Annotated in this window: 26 protein-coding genes; 9 read left to right on the forward strand and 17 right to left on the reverse strand. The window is 68.0% G+C overall.

Going from position 1 to position 24,891, the window contains the following annotated elements; all coding sequences use genetic code 11:
• Positions 1-17: 17 nt before the first annotated feature.
• Together murA and AC5P8F_RS00535 are read left to right on the forward strand one after the other, a co-directional pair.
• Positions 18-1,289: a UDP-N-acetylglucosamine 1-carboxyvinyltransferase gene (murA, locus tag AC5P8F_RS00530; protein WP_014646237.1), complete on the forward strand. Its 1,272-nt coding sequence runs from the start codon at positions 18-20 to the stop codon at positions 1,287-1,289.
• A complete protein-coding gene (locus tag AC5P8F_RS00535) occupies positions 1,286-1,603 on the forward strand; it encodes a hypothetical protein (RefSeq protein WP_032957609.1) in 318 nt (105 codons plus the stop codon). The genes murA and AC5P8F_RS00535 overlap by 4 nt, the downstream gene beginning before the upstream one ends.
• 88 nt (positions 1,604-1,691) lie before the next feature.
• On the opposite strand, the gene AC5P8F_RS00540 is transcribed toward AC5P8F_RS00535, so the two are convergent.
• From AC5P8F_RS00540 to purM, 7 genes are all read right to left on the reverse strand, one after another.
• Entirely contained in the window at positions 1,692-2,375 is a 684-nt protein-coding gene (locus tag AC5P8F_RS00540) for a DUF3108 domain-containing protein (protein WP_014036249.1), read from the reverse strand.
• A 2-nt stretch (positions 2,376-2,377) separates the two neighbouring features.
• Positions 2,378-3,205 (reverse strand): DUF3108 domain-containing protein, encoded by an 828-nt coding sequence (locus AC5P8F_RS00545; RefSeq protein WP_049405384.1) that lies wholly within the window; start codon positions 3,203-3,205, stop codon positions 2,378-2,380.
• A gap of 68 nt (positions 3,206-3,273) precedes the next feature.
• Complete coding sequence (purN, locus tag AC5P8F_RS00550; protein WP_049441056.1) at positions 3,274-3,933, reverse strand: phosphoribosylglycinamide formyltransferase; 660 nt, start codon at positions 3,931-3,933, stop codon at positions 3,274-3,276.
• Entirely contained in the window at positions 3,930-4,592 is a 663-nt protein-coding gene (locus tag AC5P8F_RS00555; protein WP_136191704.1) for a DUF2238 domain-containing protein, read from the reverse strand. Before AC5P8F_RS00555 ends, purN begins: the two co-directional genes overlap by 4 nt.
• Positions 4,593-4,633: 41 nt before the next feature.
• On the reverse strand, positions 4,634-5,056 hold the full coding sequence (locus tag AC5P8F_RS00560; protein WP_014646242.1) for a hypothetical protein: 423 nt from the start codon (positions 5,054-5,056) through the stop codon (positions 4,634-4,636).
• Entirely contained in the window at positions 5,053-5,541 is a 489-nt protein-coding gene (locus AC5P8F_RS00565) for a hypothetical protein (protein WP_032957615.1), read from the reverse strand. Before AC5P8F_RS00565 ends, AC5P8F_RS00560 begins: the two co-directional genes overlap by 4 nt.
• A 21-nt stretch (positions 5,542-5,562) precedes the next feature.
• A complete protein-coding gene (gene purM / locus AC5P8F_RS00570) occupies positions 5,563-6,621 on the reverse strand; it encodes a phosphoribosylformylglycinamidine cyclo-ligase (protein ID WP_014646244.1) in 1,059 nt (352 codons plus the stop codon).
• A 99-nt stretch (positions 6,622-6,720) separates the two neighbouring features.
• Here purM and AC5P8F_RS00575 point away from each other — a divergent pair, with 99 nt between their 5' ends.
• From AC5P8F_RS00575 to hda, 3 genes are read left to right on the forward strand one after another with little or no spacing between them, the layout of a single operon-like run.
• On the forward strand, positions 6,721-7,860 hold the full coding sequence (locus AC5P8F_RS00575) for a DUF2066 domain-containing protein (RefSeq protein WP_495227532.1): 1,140 nt from the start codon (positions 6,721-6,723) through the stop codon (positions 7,858-7,860).
• On the forward strand, positions 7,857-9,026 hold the full coding sequence (locus tag AC5P8F_RS00580; protein WP_014646246.1) for an AI-2E family transporter: 1,170 nt from the start codon (positions 7,857-7,859) through the stop codon (positions 9,024-9,026). Before AC5P8F_RS00575 ends, AC5P8F_RS00580 begins: the two co-directional genes overlap by 4 nt.
• Positions 9,026-9,733 (forward strand): DnaA regulatory inactivator Hda, encoded by a 708-nt coding sequence (hda, locus tag AC5P8F_RS00585; protein WP_014646247.1) that lies wholly within the window; start codon positions 9,026-9,028, stop codon positions 9,731-9,733. The genes AC5P8F_RS00580 and hda overlap by 1 nt, the downstream gene beginning before the upstream one ends.
• Positions 9,734-10,282: 549 nt before the next feature.
• Here the strand turns inward: hda and murU are convergent.
• The 4 genes from murU to AC5P8F_RS00605 form a co-directional block, all read right to left on the reverse strand.
• Positions 10,283-10,993, reverse strand: a complete 711-nt coding sequence (gene murU, locus AC5P8F_RS00590) for an N-acetylmuramate alpha-1-phosphate uridylyltransferase MurU (protein WP_164077012.1) — start codon at positions 10,991-10,993, stop codon at positions 10,283-10,285.
• A complete protein-coding gene (locus tag AC5P8F_RS00595; protein ID WP_111205814.1) occupies positions 10,990-12,015 on the reverse strand; it encodes an aminoglycoside phosphotransferase family protein in 1,026 nt (341 codons plus the stop codon). Before AC5P8F_RS00595 ends, murU begins: the two co-directional genes overlap by 4 nt.
• A gap of 64 nt (positions 12,016-12,079) precedes the next feature.
• The gene (locus tag AC5P8F_RS00600; RefSeq protein WP_005415577.1) at positions 12,080-12,349 is read right to left on the reverse strand and encodes a GlsB/YeaQ/YmgE family stress response membrane protein; all 270 of its coding nucleotides are present in this window, start codon (positions 12,347-12,349) and stop codon (positions 12,080-12,082) included.
• Positions 12,350-12,418: 69 nt separating this feature from the next.
• Positions 12,419-13,912, reverse strand: a complete 1,494-nt coding sequence (locus AC5P8F_RS00605) for a M20 family metallopeptidase (protein WP_032957377.1) — start codon at positions 13,910-13,912, stop codon at positions 12,419-12,421.
• 199 nt (positions 13,913-14,111) lie between these two features.
• Between AC5P8F_RS00605 and AC5P8F_RS00610 the strand changes: the two genes are divergently transcribed.
• From AC5P8F_RS00610 to AC5P8F_RS00625, 4 genes are all read left to right on the forward strand, one after another.
• A complete protein-coding gene (locus AC5P8F_RS00610; protein ID WP_014036262.1) occupies positions 14,112-14,438 on the forward strand; it encodes a ComEA family DNA-binding protein in 327 nt (108 codons plus the stop codon).
• A gap of 351 nt (positions 14,439-14,789) precedes the next feature.
• Entirely contained in the window at positions 14,790-15,872 is a 1,083-nt protein-coding gene (locus AC5P8F_RS00615; protein WP_049405600.1) for a L,D-transpeptidase, read from the forward strand.
• A gap of 17 nt (positions 15,873-15,889) precedes the next feature.
• Entirely contained in the window at positions 15,890-16,615 is a 726-nt protein-coding gene (locus AC5P8F_RS00620) for a murein L,D-transpeptidase catalytic domain family protein (RefSeq protein ID WP_032957373.1), read from the forward strand.
• A 34-nt stretch (positions 16,616-16,649) separates the two neighbouring features.
• On the forward strand, positions 16,650-17,258 hold the full coding sequence (locus AC5P8F_RS00625) for a HutD/Ves family protein (RefSeq protein ID WP_495227533.1): 609 nt from the start codon (positions 16,650-16,652) through the stop codon (positions 17,256-17,258).
• Positions 17,259-17,405: 147 nt separating this feature from the next.
• Here the strand turns inward: AC5P8F_RS00625 and AC5P8F_RS00630 are convergent, their stop codons facing one another.
• The 6 genes from AC5P8F_RS00630 to AC5P8F_RS00655 form a co-directional block, all read right to left on the reverse strand.
• Positions 17,406-19,010: a sulfite reductase subunit alpha gene (locus AC5P8F_RS00630; RefSeq protein WP_049441067.1), complete on the reverse strand. Its 1,605-nt coding sequence runs from the start codon at positions 19,008-19,010 to the stop codon at positions 17,406-17,408.
• The gene (locus AC5P8F_RS00635) at positions 19,007-19,978 is read right to left on the reverse strand and encodes an FAD:protein FMN transferase (RefSeq protein WP_329768667.1); all 972 of its coding nucleotides are present in this window, start codon (positions 19,976-19,978) and stop codon (positions 19,007-19,009) included. Before AC5P8F_RS00635 ends, AC5P8F_RS00630 begins: the two co-directional genes overlap by 4 nt.
• A 52-nt stretch (positions 19,979-20,030) precedes the next feature.
• On the reverse strand, positions 20,031-20,834 hold the full coding sequence (locus AC5P8F_RS00640; protein WP_069117509.1) for a DUF4198 domain-containing protein: 804 nt from the start codon (positions 20,832-20,834) through the stop codon (positions 20,031-20,033).
• 122 nt (positions 20,835-20,956) lie between these two features.
• Positions 20,957-21,475 (reverse strand): DUF2271 domain-containing protein, encoded by a 519-nt coding sequence (locus AC5P8F_RS00645; RefSeq protein WP_005408420.1) that lies wholly within the window; start codon positions 21,473-21,475, stop codon positions 20,957-20,959.
• Positions 21,476-21,501: 26 nt separating this feature from the next.
• Complete coding sequence (locus AC5P8F_RS00650) at positions 21,502-22,140, reverse strand: PepSY-associated TM helix domain-containing protein (protein WP_014646258.1); 639 nt, start codon at positions 22,138-22,140, stop codon at positions 21,502-21,504.
• 191 nt (positions 22,141-22,331) lie between these two features.
• The gene (locus AC5P8F_RS00655; RefSeq protein WP_495227534.1) at positions 22,332-24,752 is read right to left on the reverse strand and encodes a TonB-dependent receptor domain-containing protein; all 2,421 of its coding nucleotides are present in this window, start codon (positions 24,750-24,752) and stop codon (positions 22,332-22,334) included.
• Positions 24,753-24,891 lie beyond the last annotated feature (139 nt).

Genomic DNA, 24,891 nt, shown 5'->3' on the forward strand with positions numbered 1-24,891 from the left:
CAGAAGATCCCGAATACATGGCCAAGATCGTTGTGACCGGCGGCGCTGCGCTGCACGGTGAAGTGAGCATCTCCGGCGCCAAGAACGCCGTCCTCCCCATTCTCTGCGCGACCCTGCTGGCCGATGCGCCGGTGGAGATCACCAACGTGCCGCACCTGCACGATGTGGTCACCACGGTGAAGCTGCTGGGTGAACTGGGTGCCAAGGTCACCATCGACCAGGGCACGCTGTCGCGCGGCAGTGCGATCGTGGTCGACCCGCGTCCGGTCAACCAGCATGTTGCCCCGTACGAGCTGGTCAAGACCATGCGCGCCTCGATCCTGGTGCTGGGCCCGCTGCTGGCCCGCTTCGGCGCGGCGGAAGTGTCGCTGCCCGGCGGCTGCGCGATCGGCTCGCGTCCGGTCGACCAGCACATCAAGGGCCTGCAGGCGCTGGGCGCCGAGATCGTGGTCGAGAACGGCTTCATCAAGGCCACGGCCAAGCGCCTGAAGGGCGGCCATTTCACCTTCGACATGGTCAGCGTTACCGGCACCGAGAACGTGCTGATGGGCGCGGTGCTGGCCGAAGGCACCACCATCCTCGACAACTGTGCGATGGAACCGGAAGTGACCGATCTGGCGCATTGCCTGATCGCGCTGGGCGCGAAGATCGAAGGCCTGGGCACTGCCCGCCTGGTCATCGAAGGCGTCGAGCGCCTGTCCGGCGGCCGCCATGAAGTGCTGCCCGACCGCATCGAGACCGGCACCTTCCTGGTGGCTGCGGCGATGACCGGCGGCAAGGTCACGGTCAACCGTGCGCGCCCGAACACCATGGACGCGGTGCTGTCCAAGCTGGTCGAAGCCGGTGCGAAGATCGAGACCACCGACGACACCATCACCCTGGACATGCAGGGCAAGCGGCCGAAGGCGGTCAACCTGACCACCGCGCCGTACCCGGCGTTCCCGACCGACATGCAGGCGCAGTTCATGGCGCTCAACTGCGTGGCCGACGGCGTCGGCGTGATCAACGAAACGATCTTCGAAAACCGTTTCATGCACGTCAACGAGTTGCTGCGCCTGGGTGCGGACATCCAGGTCGAAGGCCACACCGCCATCGTGCGGGGCAGCGAGCACCTGAGTGGCGCACCGGTGATGGCCACCGACCTGCGTGCCTCGGCCTCGCTGATCCTGGCCGGCCTGATGGCCAGCGGCGAGACCACCATCGACCGCATCTACCACCTTGACCGTGGCTACGAGAACATCGAAGAGAAGCTGTCTTCGCTCGGTGCCACCATCCGGCGCGTGCCATGATCCTGCGCGGCAAGTTCAGCCCGCGTCGCAAGGCGCTGCTGGCGCTGGTGCTGATCGTGCTGGCGTGGCTGGGCTACGCCTGGTACGCCAACATCGCCATCACCCAGGGCATCGAGCAGAAGGACATGGACTGGAATGGCGATGGCACGGTCTCGCGCGACGAGATCATCGAGTCGTTCTATGCGGTTGCGGTGAATGACAGCCAGGACGGCAACCGCCATTGCCGCACCTTCGTCTGGCGCAGCACCGGCGAGCAGATCCGCGTGGACTGCCGTACCGAGTTCAAGCCGGCGGCGGCCGAAGAAAAGAAGTAAGAAAAACGCCCGCGAAAGCGGGCGTTTTCTTTTCGCGGGGCCTGGGGTCGGAGCCCATCCCCGAGGGAATGGGATCCGACCCCGGCACTCAGTTCATCGCCTTGATGGTCAGGTCCAGTGCATCGCGGTCGTTCTCCCGCTGCAGCATGCGCGCCGGCACCGGGAACTCCGGCACGATCCAGGCGATCAGCTCCTTGTTGCCGTCGGCACGCGAGACCTTGGTCGCTTCGTAGCTCTTGCCGCCCACGGTGATCGACTCCTTGCCGATCACGCGGTAGGTCATGTTCTTGATGCGGCCTTCGTCGACCATGCGATAGGTCAGCGGCTTGCCGGCGGCGAGGTCACGGGCGATCGCCAGGTTGATCAGCAGCGCGTCCATGTCACCGGATTTCAGTGCGATAGGTCCAGCGCGGTCCGGCTTGATGTCGCCGGTCCAGGTGGCCTGGTTGCTGGTCCAGTTGTAGTTGGCCTGCACGTTGCGCTTCTTCACCAGCAGCGCCGAACGGTCCTGGCTGCTGAGCGGGCGCAGCTGGCCGCGCACTTCTTCGAACACGGTGCTCTGGCTCAGGTCGGCCAGCTGGTTCTTCACCTGCAGCGTGTAGCGCCACTTGTTGGCACCCTCGCTGCTCAGCGTCATGCTGCCATTGGCCTGCATGCCCATGTAGCTGGCCAGGTAATCGGCCTTGAACGGCTGCAGGGCCATGGCCGGCAGGCTGGCCACCGACAGCGCGGCTGCAGCGATCCAGGTGAGGGGGCGGGTCAGGGTGCTCATGCTCAGACTCCTTGGTATTCGATCAGGCGCAGATCGACGCGGTCTTCGCCGTCTTCGCGTTGCAGGATGCGCACCGGGGTGGGGACACCGTTGGCGATCCAGAGGATGGTTTCGTTGTTGCCGCCGTTGGTCCGGTAGACCCGCAGCGCGTTGTAGGACAGGTCGCCGACCTCGACGTTCTCGGTCTGCGGCGCGGCCTGGTAGTCGTGCTGGCGGACCTTGCCCATGTCCACGTAGCGGTAGTGCATGGTGGCACCCGGACGGGCATCCCGCATGATCGCCAGGTTGATCAGCAGGGCGCTCTGGTCGCCCGGCTGCAGCGGAATCGGCTGCGCACGCTTCTTCTCGACGTCGCCGGTCCACTGCGCGGTACCGGCCTGCCAGTTGTACGTGCCGACCGCCTTCTTGCCCAGGAACAGGCCCTTGCGCACCGTGCTCTGGCTCAGCGGTGCATAGGCGCCGGCGCGCTCCTCGAACACCGTGCTCTGCTCGATGTTCAGGCCCAGCACGCTGGCAAAGCCGCGGCGGCCGACCACCTGCATGTCGACCCGCCACTGGTTGCCGCCGGTATGGGTGACCTGCATGCTGGCGTCGCCGGCCTCCTTGCCTTTGTAGAAGGCCTGGTAGGTGGCGCTGAACGGCTGCAGCGGCGGCGGTTCCCACGCCAAGGCCGGCAGGGCCGGGGCCGCCGCTTCGGCCGGCGGTTGCACCGCTGGCACCGGCGCCGGAGCCGGCGAGGCGGCAGGCGCCTGCGCCTGGCCCCAACCCACGCCGGGGAGCACGACAAGCGACAGCAGCAGCGAAGTGGACAGCAGGGTCGTGGTCTTCATGGAAGAGAGGAGCCGCAGGAGGTGGGCAGGATGCCAGCCCCGCAGTCAGCGGGGCGTGTGCGTGGGCGTTACCGGTTCAGGTTCCCGGCGGAATCTAGGGCCAGCGGGCTAAACAGGGGGTGACCGTCCAGTTGCGGCTGGCCCTCCCGTTCAGTCAGGCGGCCGGCGCACAGCAGCTGCAGCGTGGCGATCAGCAGGGGATGCTCCACCGCCAGCACACGCGCGGCCAGGGTGTCCGCGTCATCGCCGGGCAGCACCGGTACCCGCACCTGGGCCAGCACGGCGCCGGCGTCCAGCTCGGGTACGACCAGGTGCACGCTGGCACCGTGCTCGGCATCGCCTGCATCCAGTGCCCGCGCATGCGTGTCCAGCCCCTTGTGCAGCGGCAGCAGCGACGGGTGGATGTTGACCAGGCGGCCATTGAAGCGCTGCACGAAGGCGGCGCCGAGTATGCGCATGTAGCCGGCGCAGACGATCCAGTCCGGTGCGACCGCGGCCAGTGCGTCGCCCAGTGCCTGCTCGTAGGCGGCGCGGTCGTCGAATTCCTTCGGCGCATGCGCCCAGCGCAGGTTGGCGCTGACCCGCTGCAGCGCGGCGGCGGCCGGGCGGTCGGAAAATACGCCGACGACCTCGGCGCGCAGGCGTCCCGCAGCGATGGCATCGAGGATGGCCTGCAGGTTGCTGCCGCGGCCGGAGGCAAGCACGGCAATGCGGGTGGGCGCGGTCATTGCGGGGTACTCCGGCGGATCAGCGGCCAGGTCAGCAGGCTGCCCACGGTGGCCATCAGCATGTCGGCATGGGCGTCCCACATGTCGCCCTGCTGCCCGTTGTAGGCCTCGGCGGCGTCCGGCGACAGGGCGAGCGCGATGGCCCATTCGAACCACTCGTAGACCAGGCTGGCGCACATCACCGTCATCACCGCCAGGGCGAAGGCCTGGCCGCGGCGCAGCGCCGGCCAGGCGTGACGTGCCAGCTGCAGCAGTGCCGGCGTGAAACAGACGCCGAACAGGAAGTGGATGAGGCGGTCGAAATGATTGCGCTGCCAGCCGAACGCCGCATTCGGCGACCAGCCGATCAGCGCCTGCGTCCACGCGTCGTAGGGAACGTTCGAGTACAGCCAGCGGGCGGCCACACAGTGCAGCGCGATGAAGCCGCAGATCGCGATGAAGGCACCGTTGCCCAGCCAGCCACCCCGGCGGTCGACCCACAGCAGGGCGCCCAGGCCGATCACGGTCAGCGTGCTGTGCAGCGCCTGCTCGGTGGGCCACAGCGGCTGGATCCAGCTGACCGCGAATACCGCCAGTACGGCAGCGAAGGCCAGCTTCTTGGGGCGCGAGACACGGAAGGCGCTGGGTGAAGCGGTCGTGGGGAGGGCAGGCGCGGACATGGGAAGTCGATCAGGAAAGGGCGGGGCGTCTGCCGGGAAGTTCAGACGCGGAGATGGTCGCCGCGGTCGAACAGGGCGGCCATGTCAGGCTTGGACAGGAACACCCAGGCATAGGCGGTCAGGGCCATGCCCAGCGGGCCGGCCAGCACCGCCAGCCAGGCCGCGCGCTGGCACCAGGCCAGCCCGGTGCGGCGCGACAGCAGGCGCGCGGTGTGCAGCTGCACGAAGCCCAGCGCGGCAGCCAGCGCTGAAACGACGCCGTACACGGTGGCCAGTACCGCGCCATCGTCCAGCCCGCGCGAGCTGGCAACCAGGCCGATGAAACCGAGGAAGGCCAGCGCGGCCATCCAGTGGAAAACCGCCAGCGCGTAGAACAGCACCTTCAGCGTCTGCAGGTGGCTGCCCAGCTGAAGGTGCGCCAGGGTCTGCTGCGGCAGCGGCGGCGGTGCGCCCGGGCTCGTCATGCCGCCGTGCCCGCTGTGTCGAACGCGGCCTTGACCTGCGGACGCAGCAGCGTGATCAGGCTGAGTACTCCCAGCACGGTACCGATCGGCGTGAACAGACAGGCCAGCCCGGCCACGATCAGGCACAGCAGGTAGCGGCGGCGGCGGGCCAGGCAACGGCCGGCGTAGGCCACGAACGCGCCCAGGGTGACGCCACCGAACACGATGACACAGCCGATCACGACGAACATCCAGCCGAACACGCGCTGTTCGGCCGGCGACGAGGGCTGGCCGCCGGAGTTCATCGGCAGGTTGCCGGTGAGCGCGGTGACGCCGAGCACGATGTGGACGATGAAGATCAGCGAGAACAGCGCGATCAGGCCGCCGACCACGTAGTGCGCGATTGACAGCATGCGCAGGTGGTCGGCGTCCTGGGGGCTGAACGCCGGTACCGCCGTCGTTGGCGGCGGCACGGGGGTAGGGGGCAGCGGGGGCATTGCGTCCATGCGGGCTCCTCGGGGCCGGGTTCAGCCGATGTGGACGCGCTCGGCGCCTTCAGCAGTGACCACCTGGCCGATGGTCCAGTGGTCCAGGCCCTGCGCCTTGACCGCCTCGGACACGGCGGCGACCTGGTCGGCTGCCACGATCAGCACGAAGCCGATGCCGCAGTTGAAGGTGCGCCACATCTCGCTGTCGGCCACGGCGCCTTCCTTCTGCAGCCACTGGAACACCGGCGGCAGGGTCCAGGACGAGGCCTGGATGTCCAGGCCGAGGCCGTCGGGCACCACGCGGATGATGTTCTCGGTCAGGCCGCCACCGGTGATGTGGGCCATGCCGTGGATGGCCTCGCCGTGCGACTTCAGCAGTGCCAGGATCGGCTTCACGTACAGGCGGGTCGGTGCCATCAGCGCGTCGACCAGCTTCACGCCGCCCTCCAGCTCCAGGTCGGCCGGGCGGCCGGCGCGGTCGTAGATGCGGCGCACCAGCGAGTAGCCGTTGGAGTGCGGGCCGGACGAGGCGATGCCGATCAGCACGTCGCCGGCGGCCACGCTGGCGCCGTCCTTCAGCTCGCTCTTCTCGACCGCGGCGACCGTGAAGCCGGCCAGGTCGTACTCGCCCGGGGCATACATGTCGGGCATTTCAGCGGTTTCGCCGCCGATCAGCGCGCAGCCGGCCTCGGTGCAGCCGTTGGCGATGCCGCCCACGACCGCTGCGGCGGTGTCGATGTCCAGCTTGCCGGTGGCGAAGTAGTCCAGGAAGAACAGCGGCTCGGCACCCTGCACCAGCACGTCGTTCACGCACATGGCGACCAGGTCGATGCCGATCGTATCGTGGCGGTTCAGCTGGTGGGCCAGCTTCAGCTTGGTGCCCACGCCATCGGTACCCGACACCAGCACCGGCTCGCGGTACTTGTTGGACAGGTCGAACAGGGCGCCGAAGCCGCCCAGGCCGCCCATCACTTCCGGGCGGAAGCTGCGCTTGACCAGGGGCTTGATCCGCTCGACCAGCGCGTTGCCGGCGTCGATGTCGACACCCGCGTCACGGTAGGTGAGGGGGGAAGGGGCGGAAGACGGGGTGTTGGTCACGGGCGTCGGCGCTGGCAGGGGTTGAATGAGCGATTTTAACAGGCCGCATTGGCGCAAAGGCCGTATTCGGGCAACAATTCCCCCGGATTCGTCGAGCCAATGGATGTCCTGATGCGCCGCAGCCTGATTCTGACCCTGCTCCTTGCACTGAGCCTGCCGGTGGCCACGATGGCCCAGAGCGGCCTGCGCACCGAGGGAGATGTCGCCACCGCTTCGGGGGCCTACGAGGCCGAAGTGCCCGTCAACAGCCAGGCCGAGGCCGATCGCAACGGTGCCCTGGCCCGTGCCCTGAGCGTGGTGCTGGGCAAGCTGTCCGGCGACCGCAACGTGATGTCACGCCCCGGCGTGGTGCAGGCGCTGCGCAATGCCAAGGACTACGTGGCCAACTACGACTACAAGCAGGACCAGAGCGTGGGTGCCAGCGGCGCACCGAGCTTCCGGACCCTGCTGGTGGCCCGCTTCCGCGAGGATGACGTCGATTCGCTGGTCTCGGCGCTGGGCCTGCCGCTGTGGCCGCAGCCGCGACCGAAGCCGGTGCTGTGGCTGGCCGTCGACGACGGCAGTGGCCCGCGCCTGGTCAGCGTGCAGCAGGCCAATGCCGCCCGCCCGCTGCTGAACCGCGCCATCGAGCGGGGTTACAAGCTGGGCCTGCCCAGCGGCGGTGCTGCCGAACAGGCCCTGGCCGGTGCCATCTGGCGCCAGGACAGCGCGGCCGTGGCCCGTGCCTCCTCGCGCTACTCGCCGCCGATGCAGCTGATCGGCAAGCTGTACCGCGCCAACGGTGGCTGGCAGGCGGACTGGGTGTTCGTCGACAACGGCCGCGAACTGAACAAGTGGACCAGCAAGGACGCCAACGCCATGCGCGCGATGGCCGCCGGTGCCGACGGTGCCGCCGATGCGCTGGTCAAGCGCTATGCCAAGGCCGGCGTGGCCGTCGGCCAGGCCGGCACCTACCGCCTGGTGGTGACCGGCATCAACAGCGCCGATGACTACCTGCGGCTGGCCGCTGGCCTGCGCGAGGTGCCGGTGGTGCGCAACGTCACCCCGCTGCACGCCTCGGCCGGCCAACTGGAGCTGAGCGTGGAGATGACCACCGGCCTGGCCGGCTTCAACCGCATGCTTGGCGACAACGGCGTGCTGGTGCCAAGCGCGCCGCTGCCGGCCCTGCCGACCCCGATCGATGACACCACCGGTGCCCCGGTGGCCGCGCCGGTCAGCAACGAGTACCGCCTGCGATGATCCTGAGCCCGGAAGCTGAAATCGCGCAGTTCCTGCGCCGGCTGAAGTACATCCTGTTCGCCGGCCTGATCGGCTGGGTGGTGTGGCTGCTGGCGCCGATCCTGACCCCGTTCGTGCTGGCACTGGCGCTGGCCTGGCTGGGTGACCCCCTGGTGGACCGCATCGAGGCCACCGGCCGCTCGCGCATGACCGGCGTGGTGCTGGTGTTCGCAGCGATGGTGCTGGTGATCGTGGCACTGCTGCTGGTGCTGGTGCCGATGATCGAGCGCCAGATCACCACCCTGATCGCGGCCGCGCCGCAGGCGCAGGCGTGGCTGATGCAGACCGGCATCCCCTGGTTCGAGCACAAGACCGGCCTGGAAGTGATGCAGTGGCTGGATCCGGACCGCCTGATCGAATGGGTGCGCAGCCATTGGCAGCAGGCCGGCGGCTTCGCCACCACGTTCATGGGCTACGTCTCGCGTTCGGGCTTTGCGATGGTGACCTGGGTGGTCAACATCCTGCTGCTGCCGATCCTGGCGTTCTACTTCCTGCGCGACTGGGACAAGCTGGTCGAGCGGGTGGCCTCGGTGATTCCGCGCAACCAGATCGGCACCATCAGCGCGCTGGCGCGTGAATCCAACGAGGTGCTGGGTGCGTTCATCCGTGGCCAGTTCCTGGTGATGCTGGCGCTGGGCGTGATCTACGCCGGTGGCCTGTCGCTGGTCGGCCTCAAGCTGGGCCTGCTGATCGGCCTGATTGCCGGCCTGATCAGCTTCATCCCGTACCTGGGCGCGACCACCGGCGTGCTGATGGCGGTGATCGCCGCGTTGGTGCAGGCGCAGGGCTTCGACCTGAAGCTGCTGATCCTGGTCGGCGTGGTGTTCACCGTGGGCCAGCTGCTGGAAAGCTACGTGCTGACCCCGCGCATCGTCGGCGACAAGATCGGCCTGCACCCGGTGGCGGTGATCTTCGCGGTGATGGCCGGCGGCCAGCTGTTCGGCTTCCTCGGCATGCTGCTGGCGCTGCCGGTAGCGGCGGTGACCAACGTGCTGCTGCGCTATGCCCACCAGCGCTATCGGCAGAGCGAACTGTACGTGGGCGAGAAGCCGGCGATCGTGCTTGATGGCGTGGTCGACGCGCCCCATATCATCGTTCCGGACGACAAGGGCCCCGACCTGAAGTGATGGGTGTGCCGCAACTGCCGCTGGCCCTGCATTACCCGCGGGACCAGCGCCTGGAGACCTTCATCGGCGCGCCGGATGGCGCGCTGGCGCAGCTGCGCGCGATCGCGGTTGGCGCCAGCCACGACTGGGTCTACCTGGAAGGTGCGGCGGGAACCGGCAAGACCCACCAGGCGCTGGCGATGTGCTCCAGCGCCGAGCAGGCCGGACGGTTGCCGACGTACGTGCCGCTGGCCAGCGCCGCCGGCCGTGTCCGTGCGGCGCTTGATGGGCTGGAAGCGCGCGAACTGGTGGCGCTGGACGGCCTGGACGAGGTTGCCGGCAACCGCGAGGATGAGATCGCGCTGTTCGATTTCCACAACCGTGCGCGCGCTGCGGGCGTGACCGTGCTGTACACGGCACAGAAGGCGCCGGGCGAACTGGGCTTGGTGCTGCCGGACCTGCGCTCGCGGCTGGGCCAGTGCGTACGCGTGCTGCTGCAGCCGCTGGATGAGGAAGGGCGGGCGGCCGTGCTGCGCGAGCGTGCACTGCGACGCGGCCTGGCCATCGACGAAGCGGCCATCGAGTGGCTGCTGTCGCACACCGGCCGTGAGCTGGGTGGATTGATCACCCTGCTGGACTGGCTGGACCGCGAATCGCTGGCGGCGAAGCGGCGGATCACCGTGCCGTTCCTGCGCCAGGTGCTGGAAGAAGGCCGGCCTCGTTACTGAGGGATGTTGTTCGGCAGGGCTGCGCCCTGCACCCGCGGTAGTGCCGGCCGCTGGCCGGCAACGTCAACGTCAACGGCAGAAGTGGCTTCCTGAGGGGGGCGGGGTGGCTCAGGTTGCGGGGGACGGCGCAAGTACGTCCCTGTAGCCTCGGTCGCGCCATCCATGGCGCTCACGCCCCCGCAACCTGAGCCACCCCGCCTTCGACAGGTTCCCGCGGCTGTTGGTGGGTGTCGACCTTGGTCGACACCCGAGCAAGCGCAGCGAAGCGACCCGCTTTTGCTTTTCTTTCTTTCTTCCGTGGCTGGACGCGCACGGAAACTGTCAGAGGCCGGGCGGGTGGGCCATGCAAGGGCGTTGGCGCCATGGATGGCGCCATCGAGCTTACAGGGGTGAGGGCGCTTTGCTTGCGAAGCACTGCTTCGCAAGCGCCTGAACGTACAGCCGCCAGCGGCTGGGCCGGGCCCCGGAGGGGTACTTGCAGCGTCCCCTGCATGGCCCACCCGCCCGGCCAAGCACGCGATCCGCTCTACGCGACCAACCACGAGGGGCTCAGCCGTTCGCCGCCAACTCCGCATCCAGCGCGCGCAGGCGATCCACGGTGCCGACGTCGGTCCAGCGCCCGCGATGGTGCTGCCCGGTCATCAACCCCTGCGCCATGAAGTGCTTCTGCAGCGGCACCACCGAGAACTTCGGTGGCAGCCGCTCGCTGCCCGGCGCATCGCCGATCACCGCGCGCCAGTCGGCCACGATCGAAGGACGGTACAGGCCGATGCCGGCATAGGTCAGGCACGGTCCTTCGCGATCGTGGTGCAGGAACCCCTGTGCATCCAGGCGGTAGTCACCATTCGGGTGCTGAACCGGATTGTCGACCAGCACCAGGTGCGCCTGGCCCTGCGGCTCGCGCGGCAGCGTGGCGAAATCGAAATCGGTCCAGATGTCGCCGTTCACTACCAGGAACGGGGCATCGCCCAGCACCGGCAGGGCGTTGAGGATGCCGCCGCCGGTTTCCAGCGGGGTCTGCCCTTCGTACAGGAAATGCAGGCGCAGGCCCCACTGGCTGCCATCGCCAAGCGTCGCCGGGAACTGTTCGGCCAACCATGCGGTGTTGACCACCACCTCGCGCACGCCGAGTGCGGCCAGGCGTTCCAGGTGCCAGACGATCAACGGCTTGCCAGCTACTTCCAGCAGCGGCTTGGGCGTGTGCAGGGTCAAAGGGCGCATGCGCTCGCCGAGGCCGGCGGCAAAGACCAGTGCCTTCATCGGGCCACGCGCATCGGTGCACCCAGCTCGGCCAGCGCCGGCTTGATGCGGTCGTCCAGCAGCTGCTGCAGCGGTGCCAGCTCGCGGTAGCGCGGCAGCACTTCATCCAGATAGGTGATGAAGCGCGGTGCGTCGTCGAGGTAATGGCCCTTGTTGTCGCGGTAACGCAGCCGGCAGAACAGGCCCAGGATCTTCACGTGGCGCTGGATGCCCATCCAGTCGGCATCGCGCAGGAAGGTGGCGCGGTCGGGCACCGGCAGGCCGGTGTCGCGGGCGCGCTCGTGATACTGCGCCAGCCATTCGTCCACGCGTTGCAGTGGCCAGCTCAGGAAGGCGTCCTTGAACAGGCTCACCGCATCGTAGGCGATCGGGCCGCGCACCAGGTCCTGGAAATCCAGCACTGCGGGGCCATCGTCGACCGGCATCAGGTTGCGCGGCATGTAGTCGCGATGGGTCATCAGCTGGGCCTGGCCCAGCGCGTTGTCCATCAGGCGGCGATGCACCAGCTGCAGGCCTTCGATCTCGCCGCAGTCCAGTTCAAGGTTCAGGTGGCGCTGCAGGAACCATTCGTCGAACAGGCCGGCATCGCGCTGCAGCAGTGCTTCGCCGAACTGGCCGAAGTCGGCCGGCACCGGGATCGCCTGCAGGCGCAGCAGCTGCTCGATCGAACGACCGAACCATTCGTCAGCGTTGCGCTCGTCGAGGATCCTGGCCAAGGTCGGGCCGCCGAGATCTTCCAGCAGCAGGAAGCCGGCATCCAGGTCCTGCGCGAGCAGCATGGGCACGCGCAGACCGTTGTCGTGCAGCAGGCCGCGCATGCGCAGCCACGGCCGCGGATCTTCCAGCCCCGGCGGGGCGTCCATCACGATGTGGCTGCCGCGCGTGCTGGTGGCGCGCCAGTAGCTGCGCATGCCGGCGTCAACCGAAGCGCGTTCGACCACCGCGTTGGCATCATCGAGCTGGGTACGGGCCCACTGCAGGCGCTGCGCGCTGCGCTGGGGATCGGAGGCGGGTTCGGTCATGCGGGCATATCCGGGCGCGCCGGGCGCGCCAACGTCGGCAACAGGAAGGGAAGGGGGAGCGGCGTCAGCGGCGACCGCTGAACAGGCGCAGGACGGCCAGCACGGCCACCGCGCCCACCACCGCGCCGAGGAAACCGGCCGGTTCGCCGGGGGCGTACCAGCCCATGTACTGGCCGAACCAACCGGCCAGCAGGGCACCAAGGATGCCCAGCACGATGGTCAGCAGGCAGCCCATGCGGTTGTTGCCGGGCATGAAGAAACGCCCGAGCAGGCCGACGAAGAAGCCGACCAGCAGGATGTACAGCCAGCTGCTGCTGCCGAACAGACCATTCATGCGCGCGGATTCCGCTTGAGTGTGGACGCAGCCTAGCAAGGCCAGGCTGCGTCCGTCACGAGTGCCGGATCAGCAGCAGCCGTGGTCGCCGTGGCGGGTGCCGCTGTCGGCAGCCACCGGCGAGCCGCTGGTCTCGCCGCGCAGGCTGGCGGCGTAGTGCTCGCTGATCACCTTGGACACGCAGGCGGTGACCTTCTTGCCCATCGGAATGTGCAGGAACTCGTTCGGGCCATGCGCATTGGAGTGCGGGCCGAGCACGCCGGTGATCATGAACTGCGCGCCCGGGAACTTCTCGCCCAGCATGCCCATGAACGGGATCGAGCCGCCTTCGCCCATGTACATCGCCGGCTTGCCGAAGAAGGCCTGGCTGGCGTCGTCGATGGCCTGGGTCAGCCACGGCGCCATCGCCGGGGCATTCCAGCCGGTGGAGGCCTTTTCCAGGTCCAGGGTGACCTGCGCGCCGTTCGGCGGGTCGCGCAGCAGTGCTTCCTTCAGCAGCTCGCCGCAGGTCTTGCCATCGGCGGTCGGCGGCAGGCGCAGCGACAGCTTCACCGAGGTCTGCGGACGCAGCACGTTGCCGGCCGATTCCAGCGGCGGCATGCCACCGACGCCGGTGACCGACAGCGCCGGGCGCCAGGTGCGGTTGAGCACCAGCTCGGTCAGGTCCTCGTTCATGGGGCGCAGGCCGTCGACCATCGGGAACTTCTCGAAGATCTCGGTATCCACCACTTCGGCGGCACGCTTGGCCTGTTCCAGGCGCTCGGCCGGGATCTCCACGTTCATGCCGTCGATCAGGATGCGGCCGGTATCCTGGTCCTCGATGCGCGAAAGGATCTGGCGCAGCAGGCGGAAGCTGGACGGGATCACGCCGGAGGCATCGCCGGAATGCACGCCTTCGTTGAGCACCTTCACGGTGAAATTGCCGCCGGTCAGGCCGCGCAGCGAGGTGGTGCACCACAGCTGGTCGTAGTTGGCGCAGCCCGAATCCAGGCAGACCACCAGCGACGGCTTCCCGATGCGGTCGGCCAGGTGGTCGACGTAGGCCGGCAGGTCATAGCTGCCGGACTCTTCACACGCTTCGATCAGCACCACGCAGCGGGCGTGCGGCAGGCCCTGGGCCTGCAGTGCCAGTACCGCAGCCAGCGAGCCGAAGATCGCGTAGCCGTCGTCCGCACCGCCGCGGCCATACAGCTTGTCGCCGCGCAGGACCGGGGTCCACGGGCCGAGGTCGTCGTCCCAGCCGGTCATTTCCGGCTGCTTGTCCAGGTGGCCATAGAGCAGGATGGTGTCGTCGCCGGTTTCGGCGCCGGTAGCCGGAATTTCCAGGAAGATCAGCGGGGTACGGCCTTCCAGGCGCACCACTTCAACCTTCAGGCCGGGCAGCTGCTGGGCCTTGGCCCAGTTCTCCATCAGGGTGACCGCCTGTTCCATGTAGCCGTTCTGCACCCAATTGGCGTCGAACATCGGCGACTTGTTGGGAATGCGGATGTAGTCGACCAACTGCGGGACGATTTCGCTGTCCCACTTGTCATTGACGAATTGGCCGAGCTTGGCGCTGTCCATCTGAAACTCCGGTTGCATGGGCTGATCCGGCCATTCTACGCCTGTGCCGCGGGTAGGGTTTTTCCTACATCACGTCGGGTATTTGGCTGGCTTACGGAAATCCGGGAAACCGATAGGCTGTGCACATGTGGTGACGGACACTGTTCCTGCCGACGGGATTGCCGGTCGGGGCGGCCAGAATCACAGGGAGATACACGTCGTGCCTTGGTTTGTCGTGTTGAGGGCGCTGGTGCTGGTAGTGGGGATCGCTGGGGCGCATGCCGCCGAACCGATCGACATCAACCGCGCCGATGCCCAGGCGCTGCAGCAGGGATTGACGATGGTCGGAGCCGCCAAGGCCGAGGCGATCGTCGAGCACCGGCGCAGACACGGCCCGTTTCATCGCGTCGAGGACCTGACGCAGGTGAAGGGGATAGGGAAAGCGATCGTCGAACGGAATCGACAGCGGATCACCGTAGGCAACAGGTTGTTGCCGGCGGATCCGGTACCCGGATCGGTACCGGTGCGGACCGTACCCAGGCGCTGACAGCAGGAATCGTCGGAACCGGCAGGAGGCTGGTTCACCGGTCACGGACAGGAAGGCTGTGACCACCGACCGCCGCAGGACGCGGCACCAATCACCAGGATGGTGGCATCACAGACCTGTGGAAGGGGCTGAGATACAAACAGGACAGACGCGGCCGCGTGCAGGATGCAACGCTACCCCCACAGCGCAGGATGCGAGGGGGCGGCAGCAGGCCGACAAGGACGTAACGATTGCCCGGTACGACACATGGCTGTGTCGCCGGGCAATTTCATTTCCGGCGCTTGGTTTTGCCGCGGCCACCACGGGCCGATGGTGTACGGTGGCCGCTCCGCATGGAAAGGACCCCGCTGGATGCTTGCGCACCGCCCCACGACCCTGATGCTCGCCCTGGCACTGACCCTGCCACTGCTGGCCCATGCCGCTGCGCCGACGCCGACAGCCAAGCCTGCGGCCGAAGCCAGCACCGCTGAAGTGCGCGGACCGACCGACCTGAAGCCGGGCGAGTACCTGTGGCATCCGGAAATCTCACCGACCGGCCCGATCGTGCTGGTGGTCAGCCTCGATGAGCAGCGCGCCTACGTGTACCGCAACGGCATCGCCATCGGCCTGACCACGATCAGCTCGGGCAAGGCCGGGCACGAGACGCCGACCGGCGTGTTCACCATCCTGCAGAAGGACAAGGACCACAGGTCCAACCTCTACAACAGCGCGCCGATGCCCTACATGCAGCGGCTGACCTGGGATGGCATCGCCCTGCATGGCGGCAGCCTGCCCGGGCATCCGGCCTCGCATGGCTGCGTGCGCCTGCCGCAGGCGTTCGCGCAGAAGCTGTTCAGCGAAACCCAGCGCGGCGATACGGTGGTGGTGGCCGACGCCAAGAGTTCGCCGATGACCCTGGCCTATCCTTCGGTGCTGGCCCCGGTCAACGCGCGCGGCCAGGCTTTGCCGGAAACCGAGGGCGGGGCCCCGGCGCAGGCCTGGTGGGACGACAGCGCAGCCCCGGCCGGGCAGGTCGGCATCCTGGTCAGCCTGCATGACCAGCGCCTGTACGTGCTGCGCGATGGCGTGATGATCGGCGAGTCGCCGCTGAAGGCCGACGCCCTGCCCGCATTCCAGGGCACCACGCTGTTCGTGATGGGGCAGGGCTACAGCGATACGCCCAGCCCGCTGGACGTGAACCAGCGCCTGCACCAGTGGACGGCCTATCCGCTGCTGGGCCAGGATCGTGCCCAGGCCACCCCGGACCTGCTGGCCACGCCCTCGTTGCCAATGGCGCTGCCGGCCGATTTTGCCCGCCAGCTGTACCAGGTGCTGGTGCCGGGCACGACCCTGCTGGTGACCTCGTTGCCGGCGGTCCGCCCAAGCCCGGCTGAATCCGGAATGCAGCCGGTCTTGGAATCCGAGCCGCCAGGGTCCACCCTCAAGGGCAACTGAGTCCCCTCGTTGTGCCCATGACTGCATCCCGCCTGTGCCGGCTGGCCGCGTTCGGCCTGCTGGCGACCTCGGCCAGCGCCCCGGCGCTGGCACAGACGCCCGCCCTTGCCACCAGCGCTGATGATCTGGCTGCCTTGCTGTCGCGCAGTGCGCCCAAGGCTGACCGCCACGTGTTGCAGCTGGCGGCGCACGCCATGCGCTGTGCGTTGCAGCGTCCGGAGCTGGGCATCAACGGTGATCGTCTCAGCGTGATCGATTATTCGCGGCCGTCCACCGAGCCGCGCCTGTGGGTGTTCGACCTGGCCCACCAGCGCCTGCTGTTCGAGGAATGGGTGGCGCATGGCCGCAACAGCGGCGAGAACCGCACCCAGCACTTCTCCAACCGCGATGGGAGTTTCATGTCCAGCCTCGGCGCGTTCACCGCGCAGGAGACCTACATGGGCGGTAATGGATATTCGCTGCGCCTGGCCGGGCTGGAGCCGGGCTTCAACGACCGTGCGCGCGAACGCGCGATCGTCATCCACGGTGCGCCGTACGTGAACCCGGCCACCGCGCAGCTGCAGGGGCGCTTGGGTCGCAGCCTGGGTTGCCCGGCGGTGCGCCTTTCGGTGGCCAAGCCGCTGATCGATGCGTTGCGTGGCGGCACGATGGTGTTTGCTTACTACCCTGACCAGGATTGGCTGAAGCACTCGCAGCTGCTGGCCGGCGGATGCGGTGGCCAGGGCACGCTCGCTACGCGGTGATGCATGATGGCGCGTGGCGTGATGCAATGCGCCGATGAACGTCGACTCCCAGTTGCACACTCCGAGCCAGGTCATTTCCAGCCTGGACTATCGTCGCGAACGCTGGCGGAATGGACTTGGCTGGACCCGCGAGATCCTGCGCCTGCCCGCACAGGGTGATGACTGGGCGCTGCGCCTGTCGGTGGCCGAGATCGAGCAGGACGCTGCGTTCTCCACCTTCCCCGGCGTGGAGCGAGAACTGGTGCTGCTGCAGGGCAATGGCGTGCGCCTGCGTTTCGAGGATGGCCGCGTGGCCCAGGTGCTGCCGCCGCACGGGCGGGTGCGCTTTGCCGGTGAAGAAGCGCTGCACGGTGAACTGGTCGATGGCACCACCCACGACTTCAACCTGATGTGGAAGCGCGAGCTGCTGCAGGCCGAACTGCTGCACCGGCCGCTGGTGGGATCGATGTTCTTCTTCTGCGAACCGGGCGTTGCGTGGGCGCTGCATCTGCTGGCCGGACAGGCGCAGTTCGGTGCCGATAGTGGCCTGCCGGCGCTGCAGGCGGGAGACACCGCGTGGTTGGCGGCGGGCGAGAGGCAACGGCATGCGCTCAGCGGTGGTGGCGAGTTGTTGGCGATACGGGTGAGCGCGGCGGGGGCATGATTCCTGGGCGCCGGTGGGCGCCATCCACGCATGGCGTGGATCTACTGCTGTGCGGTTGCCACCATGCCTGGGCACGCCGTCATGGTGCGGCTGTGGTTGGGGTCAGAGCCCTTTCCTGCGGAAAGGGAACCGACCCCGACGGTTCGTTCAATACACATCGCGGCGGTAACGACCGGCCAGCAGCATCGCTTCCTTGCCTGCGGTACCCAGCACCCGCTCGATCACTGCATCCACGCCCGGGGCCATGCCCTGCAGGCTGCCGCAGACCAGGATCGTCGCGCCTTCATCGACCCACTGCCGCAGCGTCGCCGCTTCGGCCTGCAGCCGGTCCTGCACATAGCGATGCGCGCCGCCGTCGCGGCTGAACACTGCATCCAGCCGTGCCAGCGTGCCGCTGGCCAGCATCGCCTGCAGTTCTTCGCCGAAATGGAAGTCGTGCGCGGCGGTGCGCTCGCCGAACAGCAGCCAGGTGCGGCGCGCGCCGCGCTGGGCACGTTCGTGCAGGTGCGCGCGCAGGCCGGCGATGCCGGTGCCGTTGCCGATCAGCAGCAGCGGTACATCGGCGGGCACGCCATGGAAATTGTCGTTGCGGCGCAGCCGCAGTTGCACCGGTTCGCCGATGGGCGCGTGGTCGCACAGCCAGCCGCTGCCGATGCCGGGTGTACCGTCGGCGCGCAGTTGGCGGCGCACCAGCAGCTCCACCGCGCCGTCGGCCATCACCGAGGCGATCGAGTACTCGCGATGCGGCAGCGGTTGCAGGGTTGCCAGCAGTGCGGGCAGATCACCCGGGGGAACCAGCGAGGGCAGATGCGAGCGCTCGATACGGGCCAGCAACGCCTGCCCGTCATCCAGCATGGTGTCTGCATTGAAGCCCTGTGCATCGAGCCAGGCGCGCGCGCTGTGGCGTGGGTGCTGCGGGCCGATCTCGGCGATGTCGCCGGCCTGCCACTGCACATCGACGCCAGGCGGTGGCTGCAGGCGCACCCAGTACACCGGGCCGCCGGGGCTGCCCGGATTCAGATGCTGGCGTTGCAGCAACGTCCACGGCTGATACTCGGCCGGGCTCCAGTCGGGCAGTTCAGTGGCGCCTCCGCCAAGTTGTCCCAGCAACTGCTGCCAATGTCGCAGCGCCGCCGGATCGGCATTGTCGACCTCGATCGCATCGAACAGCGGGTGCGCGCCATGCTGGCGCAGCCACTGGTCCAGCTGGTGGCCGAATCCGCAGAAGTGGCCATAGCTGCGGTCGCCCAGCGCGAGCACGCCGTACTGCAGATGCTGCAACGGAGGCGGCGTGGCCATCACCCCGCGCAGGAACGGCAGGGCGTGGTCGGGCGGATCGCCTTCGCCGGTGGTGCTGGCAATGAACAGCGCGCGCTGGCTGTCGGCCAGCAATGCGGCGTCGACCTCATGCAGCCCGCGCACACGCACCGGCACGCCGGCACCACGCAGGGCCTCGGCACTGCGTCCGGCCAGTTCGCGGGCAAAGCCGGTCTGGCTGGACCAGACCAGCAGGAGCGGTGCGGTATCGGCGGACGCCGCGTCATCGCGCGGACGAGTGCGCCACCACAGGGCTGCGCAGGCCAGCGCGTACAGCGCGGTGGCGATGATGGCGATCTGCGATTGCCGTGCCGGCGGTGCGCCCTGCCACCAGGCTTCGCCGAGGTGCAGGCGCAGCAGCGCCCAGGCGATCAGCGCCAGTACGATCAGTACAAGTGTGTTGCCGAGCCACGCACGCGATGGCCGAGTGCTCATGCGTCCTGCCCGTCGAGCAGGCGCTGGAAGGCGCTGCTGAGAAATTCCTGCGGGGCGTCTGCGGTGCGTTGCAGGTAGCGCGCGGCCAGTCCTTCGCGCTCGGCCAGCGCCATGCCCTGTTCGCGACCCAGCACGGTCAGTGCGGTAGCCCAGGCATCGGCGTGCATGGCGTCGTCGGCCACGACGGTGACCGCTGCGGCGACCTGCTGCACCGGCCTGCCCGTACGCGGGTCGAGGCTGTGGCTGTAGGCCTCGCCATCGGCCTGGTACTGGTGCCAGCGATCGCCCGAAGTGGCCACCGCCTTGCCGTCCAGCGCCAGCACCCGTGGCGGGGTTTCGGTGTGCACATCCTCTTCCGGTGCGGATTCCACCAGCACGCGCCACGGTTGGCCGTCCGGTTTTCTGCCGTAGCCGGCCAGTTCGCCACCCACTTCGATCAGCGCCGCCCCAATCCCTTGCCTACGCAGCCAGGCGGCGACGTGGTCGACGCCGAAGCCCTTGGCGATCGCAGAGAGATCCAGTTCCAGCCGGCCCGGTTGCAGCAGCGCATCATCCTGCCACTGCAGGCGCTGCCAACCGCAACGCTCACGGGTGGCCTGCAGGGTAGCGGCGTCGGGCTGGCGGCGTTCACCGGCCTGTGCACCGAAGCCCCACAGTGCAACCAGCGGACCGATGGTGGGATCGAAGGCGCCGTCACTGGCGGCAGCGATGGCCTGTGCGCAGGTCACAACGTGGCGGGTCTCCGCCGGCAGCACGCACCATTGGCCAGCGTCGGCGCGGTTGTAGCGGCTCAGATCCGAGCCGGGCTCCCAGGTGCTCATCTGCGCGACCACGTCGTCCAACCGCGCCTGGATGCCGGCGTGCAGCGGGTGCAGGTCGCGCTGGCGCGACGCGACCAGCGACACGCTCCAGGTGGTGCCCATGGTGGTGCCACCGAGGCGGGCGATGTCGAGATGGGAATCGGTCATGGTGATGCGTTGCGGTGGCGATGCCGGGGAATGCCCGGCATCGCGGTCCACATTACTGCGGCAGCACTTCCAGCGTGGCGACGTAGCTCAGGCGGCGCTTGGCGGCCTGCTTCACCGACGTCTTGTTGTCCTCGGTGCCGGTCTCCAGCCAGTACATGCCGGCTTCCGGCCAGGTCACCTTGATCTCTCCCTTGGCATCGCTGGTCAGCTTCAGCTCGTCCTGCGCGTTGCGGTAGCGGGTGGCGCCACGCACGATCTCGAACTCCAGGCCGGCGGTCGGCTTGCCATCGACCAGCACGCGGAAGGTGGCTTCCTCGCCGGCGAACAGGTCATTCGGGTGGCCGACGGCGACCAGCTCGATGCCACGGTTGGTCGGCTTCAGCGCGGTGTCGTTCGGCGCACCGTTGGTGACAAAGGTCTCCACGCGGCCGATCGACTGGCTCACTTCCAGCTTCTTCGCGTCCTTCGGCAGTTCACCGAAGGTAGCCACGCTGCCGCGCCAGCGCTTGCGCTCGCCGTTCTGCTCGTACGTGGCGAACAGGCCGTCATTGACCGACGCGATGCGGTAAGTGCCCGGCTGCTTCAGTTCGATGTCGAACACGCTGCGGTACTTGCCGGTCGACGCGTTCTGCGGTTGCACGGTGCTGCCGTCCGGCGCGGTGATCACCAGCGATTCCAGGCGCAGCGGCACGTGGTTGAAGTAGAACAGATCGTTGGAGACCGCACCGTCGACGGTGATCCACGGCGCGTTGCCGGCGATCACGGTCTGCGAGGGCAGCAGCCAGGCCTTGTGGGCCAGGGCGGAGAAGGGAAGGGCAGCGGCCAGGGCGGCGGCGAGGACGAGCGTGCGCTTCATGCGGAAGACTCCAGTTGGAAGGGGTCGGATCCCTTTCCAGCGGAAAGGGCTCTGACCCCGAGGGATAGGGCGATGGGGTCAGAGCCCTTCCTGCGGAAGGGATCCGACCCCGGCTCAGGCAGTTATGGTTTGACGGCGAGGGTGACTTGGCCCAGTTCGGTGGCGCCCTGCGCCTTGCCGTTCTGCGCGGCGGTGGCCGGCCAGGTGAAGGGGATCTTCAGCAGTTCGCGGCCACCGACTTCGCGCACCGCTTCCACCACCAGGGTGTAGTTGCCCGGGGCCAGTTGCTTCAGTGCCGGCTGCCTGTCGTTGAACGACAGCGCGTGCTTGCCGGCCGGGCGGGTCGGGCCGGTCACGCCGTCCACCGGCACCTGCAGGGTGCGGCCGCTCTTGCGCCACCACTGGCGCAGGTCCGGCAGCCATTTGGTGCCGTGGCCTTCGCTGTTGCTGGTCTGCTGGTACCAGACCGACAGGTTGGCCGCGACCTTCTGGTCGGCGCCTTCCAGCCACACCGCCACGTACGGGCGGTGGTACTCGGCCACGTTGAGCTTGGGCACTTCGACGTTGATGTCGAGGGTGGTGGCGTACGCCGGCGAGGTGGCCAGCAGGCCGCTGAGGGCGATGGTCAGGGTGACGCGCATGGGGCGGCTCCGGAAACGAAGGAAAGTCAGTGGATCAGCAGCAGGGCGATCAGCAGCGGAATCATCAGGCCGAGGCCGACCAGCGGCCAGGTCATGCGCCGCTGGCGTGCATGCAGGTGCAGCAGGAACAGGCCGGTGATGCAGAACACCAGGCAGGCCACGGCGAACAGGTCCAGGAACCAGCCCCACGCCGGGCCCGCGTTGCGGCCCTTGTGCAGGTCGTTGAGGTAGGACACCGCGCCGCGCGAGGTTGATTCGTACTCCACCGCGCCGGTCCCGCGATCGATGCTCAGCCAGGCGTCGCCGCCGGGGCGCGGCAGCGACAGGTAGATCTCCTCGGCCGACCACTCTGCCGGGCGCCCGCCGATGGCGATGCCCAGCTGCGTGTCCAGCCAGTGCCGGGCCGGGCGCGGAATCGGTGCATTGCCGTTTTCGCGCGTGCCGAGCTGGCCGAGCAGATCGGCCGGCAGTTCCAGATGCTGGTTCTGCACCTGGGGTTTGGCTTCGATCTTCGCGGCGTGGTTGAGGGTCAGGCCGGTCACCGCGAACAGCAGCATGCCGATCAGGCACACCGCCGAGCTGATCCAGTGCCACTGGTGCAGCGTCCGCAGCCAGAAGCCACGGTTCTGTTGCTGCGCCACGGTGGAAGAGGCAGGACGGCTCACGGCACGGTTCGAGGCGGACGGGGACTGCCCATTACATCATTGATGAGAATAGCTCGCAATTGCGTGTCGTTCTGTATCGCTGGAGGGCGATTGCCGGCCAGCGGCCGGCACTACCGATCGGTAGATCCACGCCACGCGTGGATGAAGCGGTGCCGACCAAGGTCGGCACCCACCGGGGCCGGGCGCGGCGATCAGAACTTCGCGTTCAACGAGATCCAGTAGCTGCGGCGCTGGTCCTTGGTCGCGTAGTCGTCCACGCAGTTGAACTCGCTCTGGCTGATCAGCAGGCACGACTGCGAAACGAAGTCCTTGTCGAACAGGTTGTTGACCCGTGCGTTCACCGTCAGCCATGGCGTGGCCTTCCAGCTGCCACCGAGATGGAAGATGGTGTAGTCCTGGTAGTAGCGGGTGTGGCTGGCGCCGTTGGCGTCCAGCAGCGTGTCGCGGTAGCGGTCGTAGCGGCCTTCGCCGATCAGCGACAGGCTGATCGCTTCGTTGACCTGCCAGTTGAGGCTGGCATTGGCCATGTGCCTGGCCGGCATCGTGCCGCTGATCGGCAGGCCCTTCTGCGCGCCGCTGGTCTGCTCGCTCCTGGTCCAGGTGTAGTTGCCGCGCAGCTGCAGGGTGTCGAGCAGGTCGACATGCGCGGCCAGTTCGGCACCGCGGGTCTCGGCCTTGTCGATGTTCACGCTCTGGGTGAACGTGCTGTAGCCCAGTGCCGCCCAGCCCGGGCCGATGTCCACGCAGTAGCCGCTGCCGGCGCGGGCTACTTCGCAGTTCGCAAAGGTGCCGCCGCTGGCGATCTTGTCTTCGAACGTGTTGAAGAAGCCGGTGACGTTGAAGCCCCAGCGCTGGCCTTCATAGTAGGCGGCCAGTTCGTAGTTGGTGCTGGTTTCAGGCTTGAGGTTCGGCGAACCGACCAGTGGCAGCACGCCCTGGCCACCGAAGCCGGTGATGCCCGGGAACAGCTGGTCCGGACGCGGGGTCTTGTAGCCGGTGCTGACGCCGCCCTTGAAGGTCCACGCATCGCTGGCATTCCACACCAGGTAGCCACGCGGACTGACATGGCTGCCGAATACGTTGTGGTCGTCGTAGCGCAGGCCGAAGGTGGCGGTGAGGGTGTCGGTCAGCGCCCAGTTGTCCTCGGCGAACAGCGCCCACATGCGGTGCATCTGCTTGACGTTGCTGCGGTAGCCGGCGCCATCCATGCCGAACACACCGTCGACCATGTCAGTGTCGTTGTACTGGCCGCCCACGGTCAGCGTGTGCGCGCCGAAGTCCAGGTCGAGCATCGTGTCGAGCACGTAGCCTTCCAGTTCCATGGTGCGCAGCGGGCGCGGCAGGAACGCCTGCAGGCGCGCCATCTCGCTCGGGTTGAGGGCAACCAGGGCGTTGCCGCGGCCGGCCGCACAGTTGTTGGCAGCACCGGTGCGGCGGCAGACGTCATTCCATAGCGTCTGCAGGTTGGCGCGCTCTTCCAGGGTCAGCGGCAGCGAACGGCCCAGGTTGCTGCTCTTGCTGTGGGTCAGCGAGGTCTGCCAGGTACCGAAGCTGTAGCGGCCCTGATGGGTCAGCGACAACTGGTCGCGTTCGTAGCGCTGGTAGGCGGTGTAGCCCACGCGCGGCTGCACCACGCGACGGGTGACGGTACCGCTGCCGTTCGGGTTGGGAATGACGGCATTGCCGACGCGCCACAGGCTGGCCAGGCTGTCGAGGGTGCCGGTCTGGCCTTCGCTGTTGTCGAACTTCTGCCGCGACACGTCGTAGTCCAGCCACAGTTCGTGATCGTCGTTGATGCGGACGTCCAACCGCACGCCGCTGTTCCAGTTGGTGTTGGCCACCGACTTGCCACCACCGCCGAAGCCGATGCTGCGCTCCCACAGGGTGCCGTCGGGCAGGGACAACGCATCCCATTCCGGGTTGGAAGCCTTCGCGTCGTAGTAGCTGCCGCGTACTGCCAGGCTGAGGCGCTCCTTCAGCAAAGGGCCGCTGAGGTAGAGGTCGGTGGTGCGTGCATCGCCGAACTGGTCGTCCTGCTGCACGGTGAAGCCCTGGCTGACCGAACCGTGCCAGCTGTCCTGGTTGCGGCGGGTGATGATGTTGATGACACCGCCCATCGCGTCCGAACCGTACAGCGTGGACATCGGCCCGCGCACGACTTCGATGCGTTCGATCGCGTCCAGCGGGGGCAGGTAGGCGAACTGGCCGCCACCGAAGTTGTTCGGATAGATCTGGCCGACATTGCTCTGGCGGCGGCCGTCGATCAGCACCAGGGTGTACTCGGACGGCAGGCCGCGCATCGACACGGCGGCGCGGCCGTTCTTGTCGGTCGCTTCCAGGCCGACGTCGATGCCTTCGACGTCGCGCAGCGCATCGACCAGGCTGGTGTACGGGCGCTTGCTCAGTTCCTCGCGGCTGACCACGCTGATGCTGGCCGGGGCATCGATCACCTTCTGCTCGAAGCCGGCGGCGGTGACCACCACCTTGTCCAGCGTCTGCGGCGCGCCTGCGGCGTCACCGTGGGCGAAGGCGGGGCTGGCGAAAGCCGCCAGCACGGCGCTGGTCAGCAGGGTACGGGACAGGGACGAACGGACACGATGGCGCTGGGCCATGGCAGTTACCTCGAAGGATGCAGGGTGGCGCGGTGCCGTGCGCGAAGGGCGCGGCAGGCACGGAAGGGCCGGTCAGGGGCGGCAGGGATGAAGCAGGCAGCGGCGTGCAGGCGCGACCGCGCAGGCGGTCACGTCGGGC

The organism is Stenotrophomonas sp. YJH_SMC_69 (assembly GCF_059370495.1).

Bases quoted from the DNA above. Each gene is read 5' to 3' on its own strand.
- murA (WP_014646237.1), top strand. From the start codon at position 18: ATGGCCAAGATCGTTGTGACCGGCGGCGCTGCGCTGCACGGTGAAGTG.
- AC5P8F_RS00655 (WP_495227534.1), bottom strand. From the start codon at position 24,752: ATGGCCCAGCGCCATCGTGTCCGTTCGTCCCTGTCCCGTACCCTGCTG.
- AC5P8F_RS00625 (WP_495227533.1), top strand. From the start codon at position 16,650: ATGAACGTCGACTCCCAGTTGCACACTCCGAGCCAGGTCATTTCCAGC.
- AC5P8F_RS00640 (WP_069117509.1), bottom strand. From the start codon at position 20,834: ATGAAGCGCACGCTCGTCCTCGCCGCCGCCCTGGCCGCTGCCCTTCCC.
- AC5P8F_RS00620 (WP_032957373.1), top strand. From the start codon at position 15,890: ATGACTGCATCCCGCCTGTGCCGGCTGGCCGCGTTCGGCCTGCTGGCG.
- AC5P8F_RS00615 (WP_049405600.1), top strand. From the start codon at position 14,790: ATGCTTGCGCACCGCCCCACGACCCTGATGCTCGCCCTGGCACTGACC.
- AC5P8F_RS00535 (WP_032957609.1), top strand. From the start codon at position 1,286: ATGATCCTGCGCGGCAAGTTCAGCCCGCGTCGCAAGGCGCTGCTGGCG.
- AC5P8F_RS00580 (WP_014646246.1), top strand. From the start codon at position 7,857: ATGATCCTGAGCCCGGAAGCTGAAATCGCGCAGTTCCTGCGCCGGCTG.
- AC5P8F_RS00605 (WP_032957377.1), bottom strand. From the start codon at position 13,912: ATGGACAGCGCCAAGCTCGGCCAATTCGTCAATGACAAGTGGGACAGC.
- AC5P8F_RS00555 (WP_136191704.1), bottom strand. From the start codon at position 4,592: ATGTCCGCGCCTGCCCTCCCCACGACCGCTTCACCCAGCGCCTTCCGT.
- AC5P8F_RS00540 (WP_014036249.1), bottom strand. From the start codon at position 2,375: ATGAGCACCCTGACCCGCCCCCTCACCTGGATCGCTGCAGCCGCGCTG.
- AC5P8F_RS00600 (WP_005415577.1), bottom strand. From the start codon at position 12,349: ATGAATGGTCTGTTCGGCAGCAGCAGCTGGCTGTACATCCTGCTGGTC.
- AC5P8F_RS00630 (WP_049441067.1), bottom strand. From the start codon at position 19,010: ATGAGCACTCGGCCATCGCGTGCGTGGCTCGGCAACACACTTGTACTG.
- murU (WP_164077012.1), bottom strand. From the start codon at position 10,993: ATGAAGGCACTGGTCTTTGCCGCCGGCCTCGGCGAGCGCATGCGCCCT.
- AC5P8F_RS00595 (WP_111205814.1), bottom strand. From the start codon at position 12,015: ATGACCGAACCCGCCTCCGATCCCCAGCGCAGCGCGCAGCGCCTGCAG.
- purN (WP_049441056.1), bottom strand. From the start codon at position 3,933: ATGACCGCGCCCACCCGCATTGCCGTGCTTGCCTCCGGCCGCGGCAGC.
- AC5P8F_RS00545 (WP_049405384.1), bottom strand. From the start codon at position 3,205: ATGAAGACCACGACCCTGCTGTCCACTTCGCTGCTGCTGTCGCTTGTC.
- AC5P8F_RS00565 (WP_032957615.1), bottom strand. From the start codon at position 5,541: ATGGACGCAATGCCCCCGCTGCCCCCTACCCCCGTGCCGCCGCCAACG.
- AC5P8F_RS00575 (WP_495227532.1), top strand. From the start codon at position 6,721: ATGGATGTCCTGATGCGCCGCAGCCTGATTCTGACCCTGCTCCTTGCA.
- AC5P8F_RS00635 (WP_329768667.1), bottom strand. From the start codon at position 19,978: ATGACCGATTCCCATCTCGACATCGCCCGCCTCGGTGGCACCACCATG.
- hda (WP_014646247.1), top strand. From the start codon at position 9,026: ATGGGTGTGCCGCAACTGCCGCTGGCCCTGCATTACCCGCGGGACCAG.
- AC5P8F_RS00645 (WP_005408420.1), bottom strand. From the start codon at position 21,475: ATGCGCGTCACCCTGACCATCGCCCTCAGCGGCCTGCTGGCCACCTCG.
- AC5P8F_RS00560 (WP_014646242.1), bottom strand. From the start codon at position 5,056: ATGACGAGCCCGGGCGCACCGCCGCCGCTGCCGCAGCAGACCCTGGCG.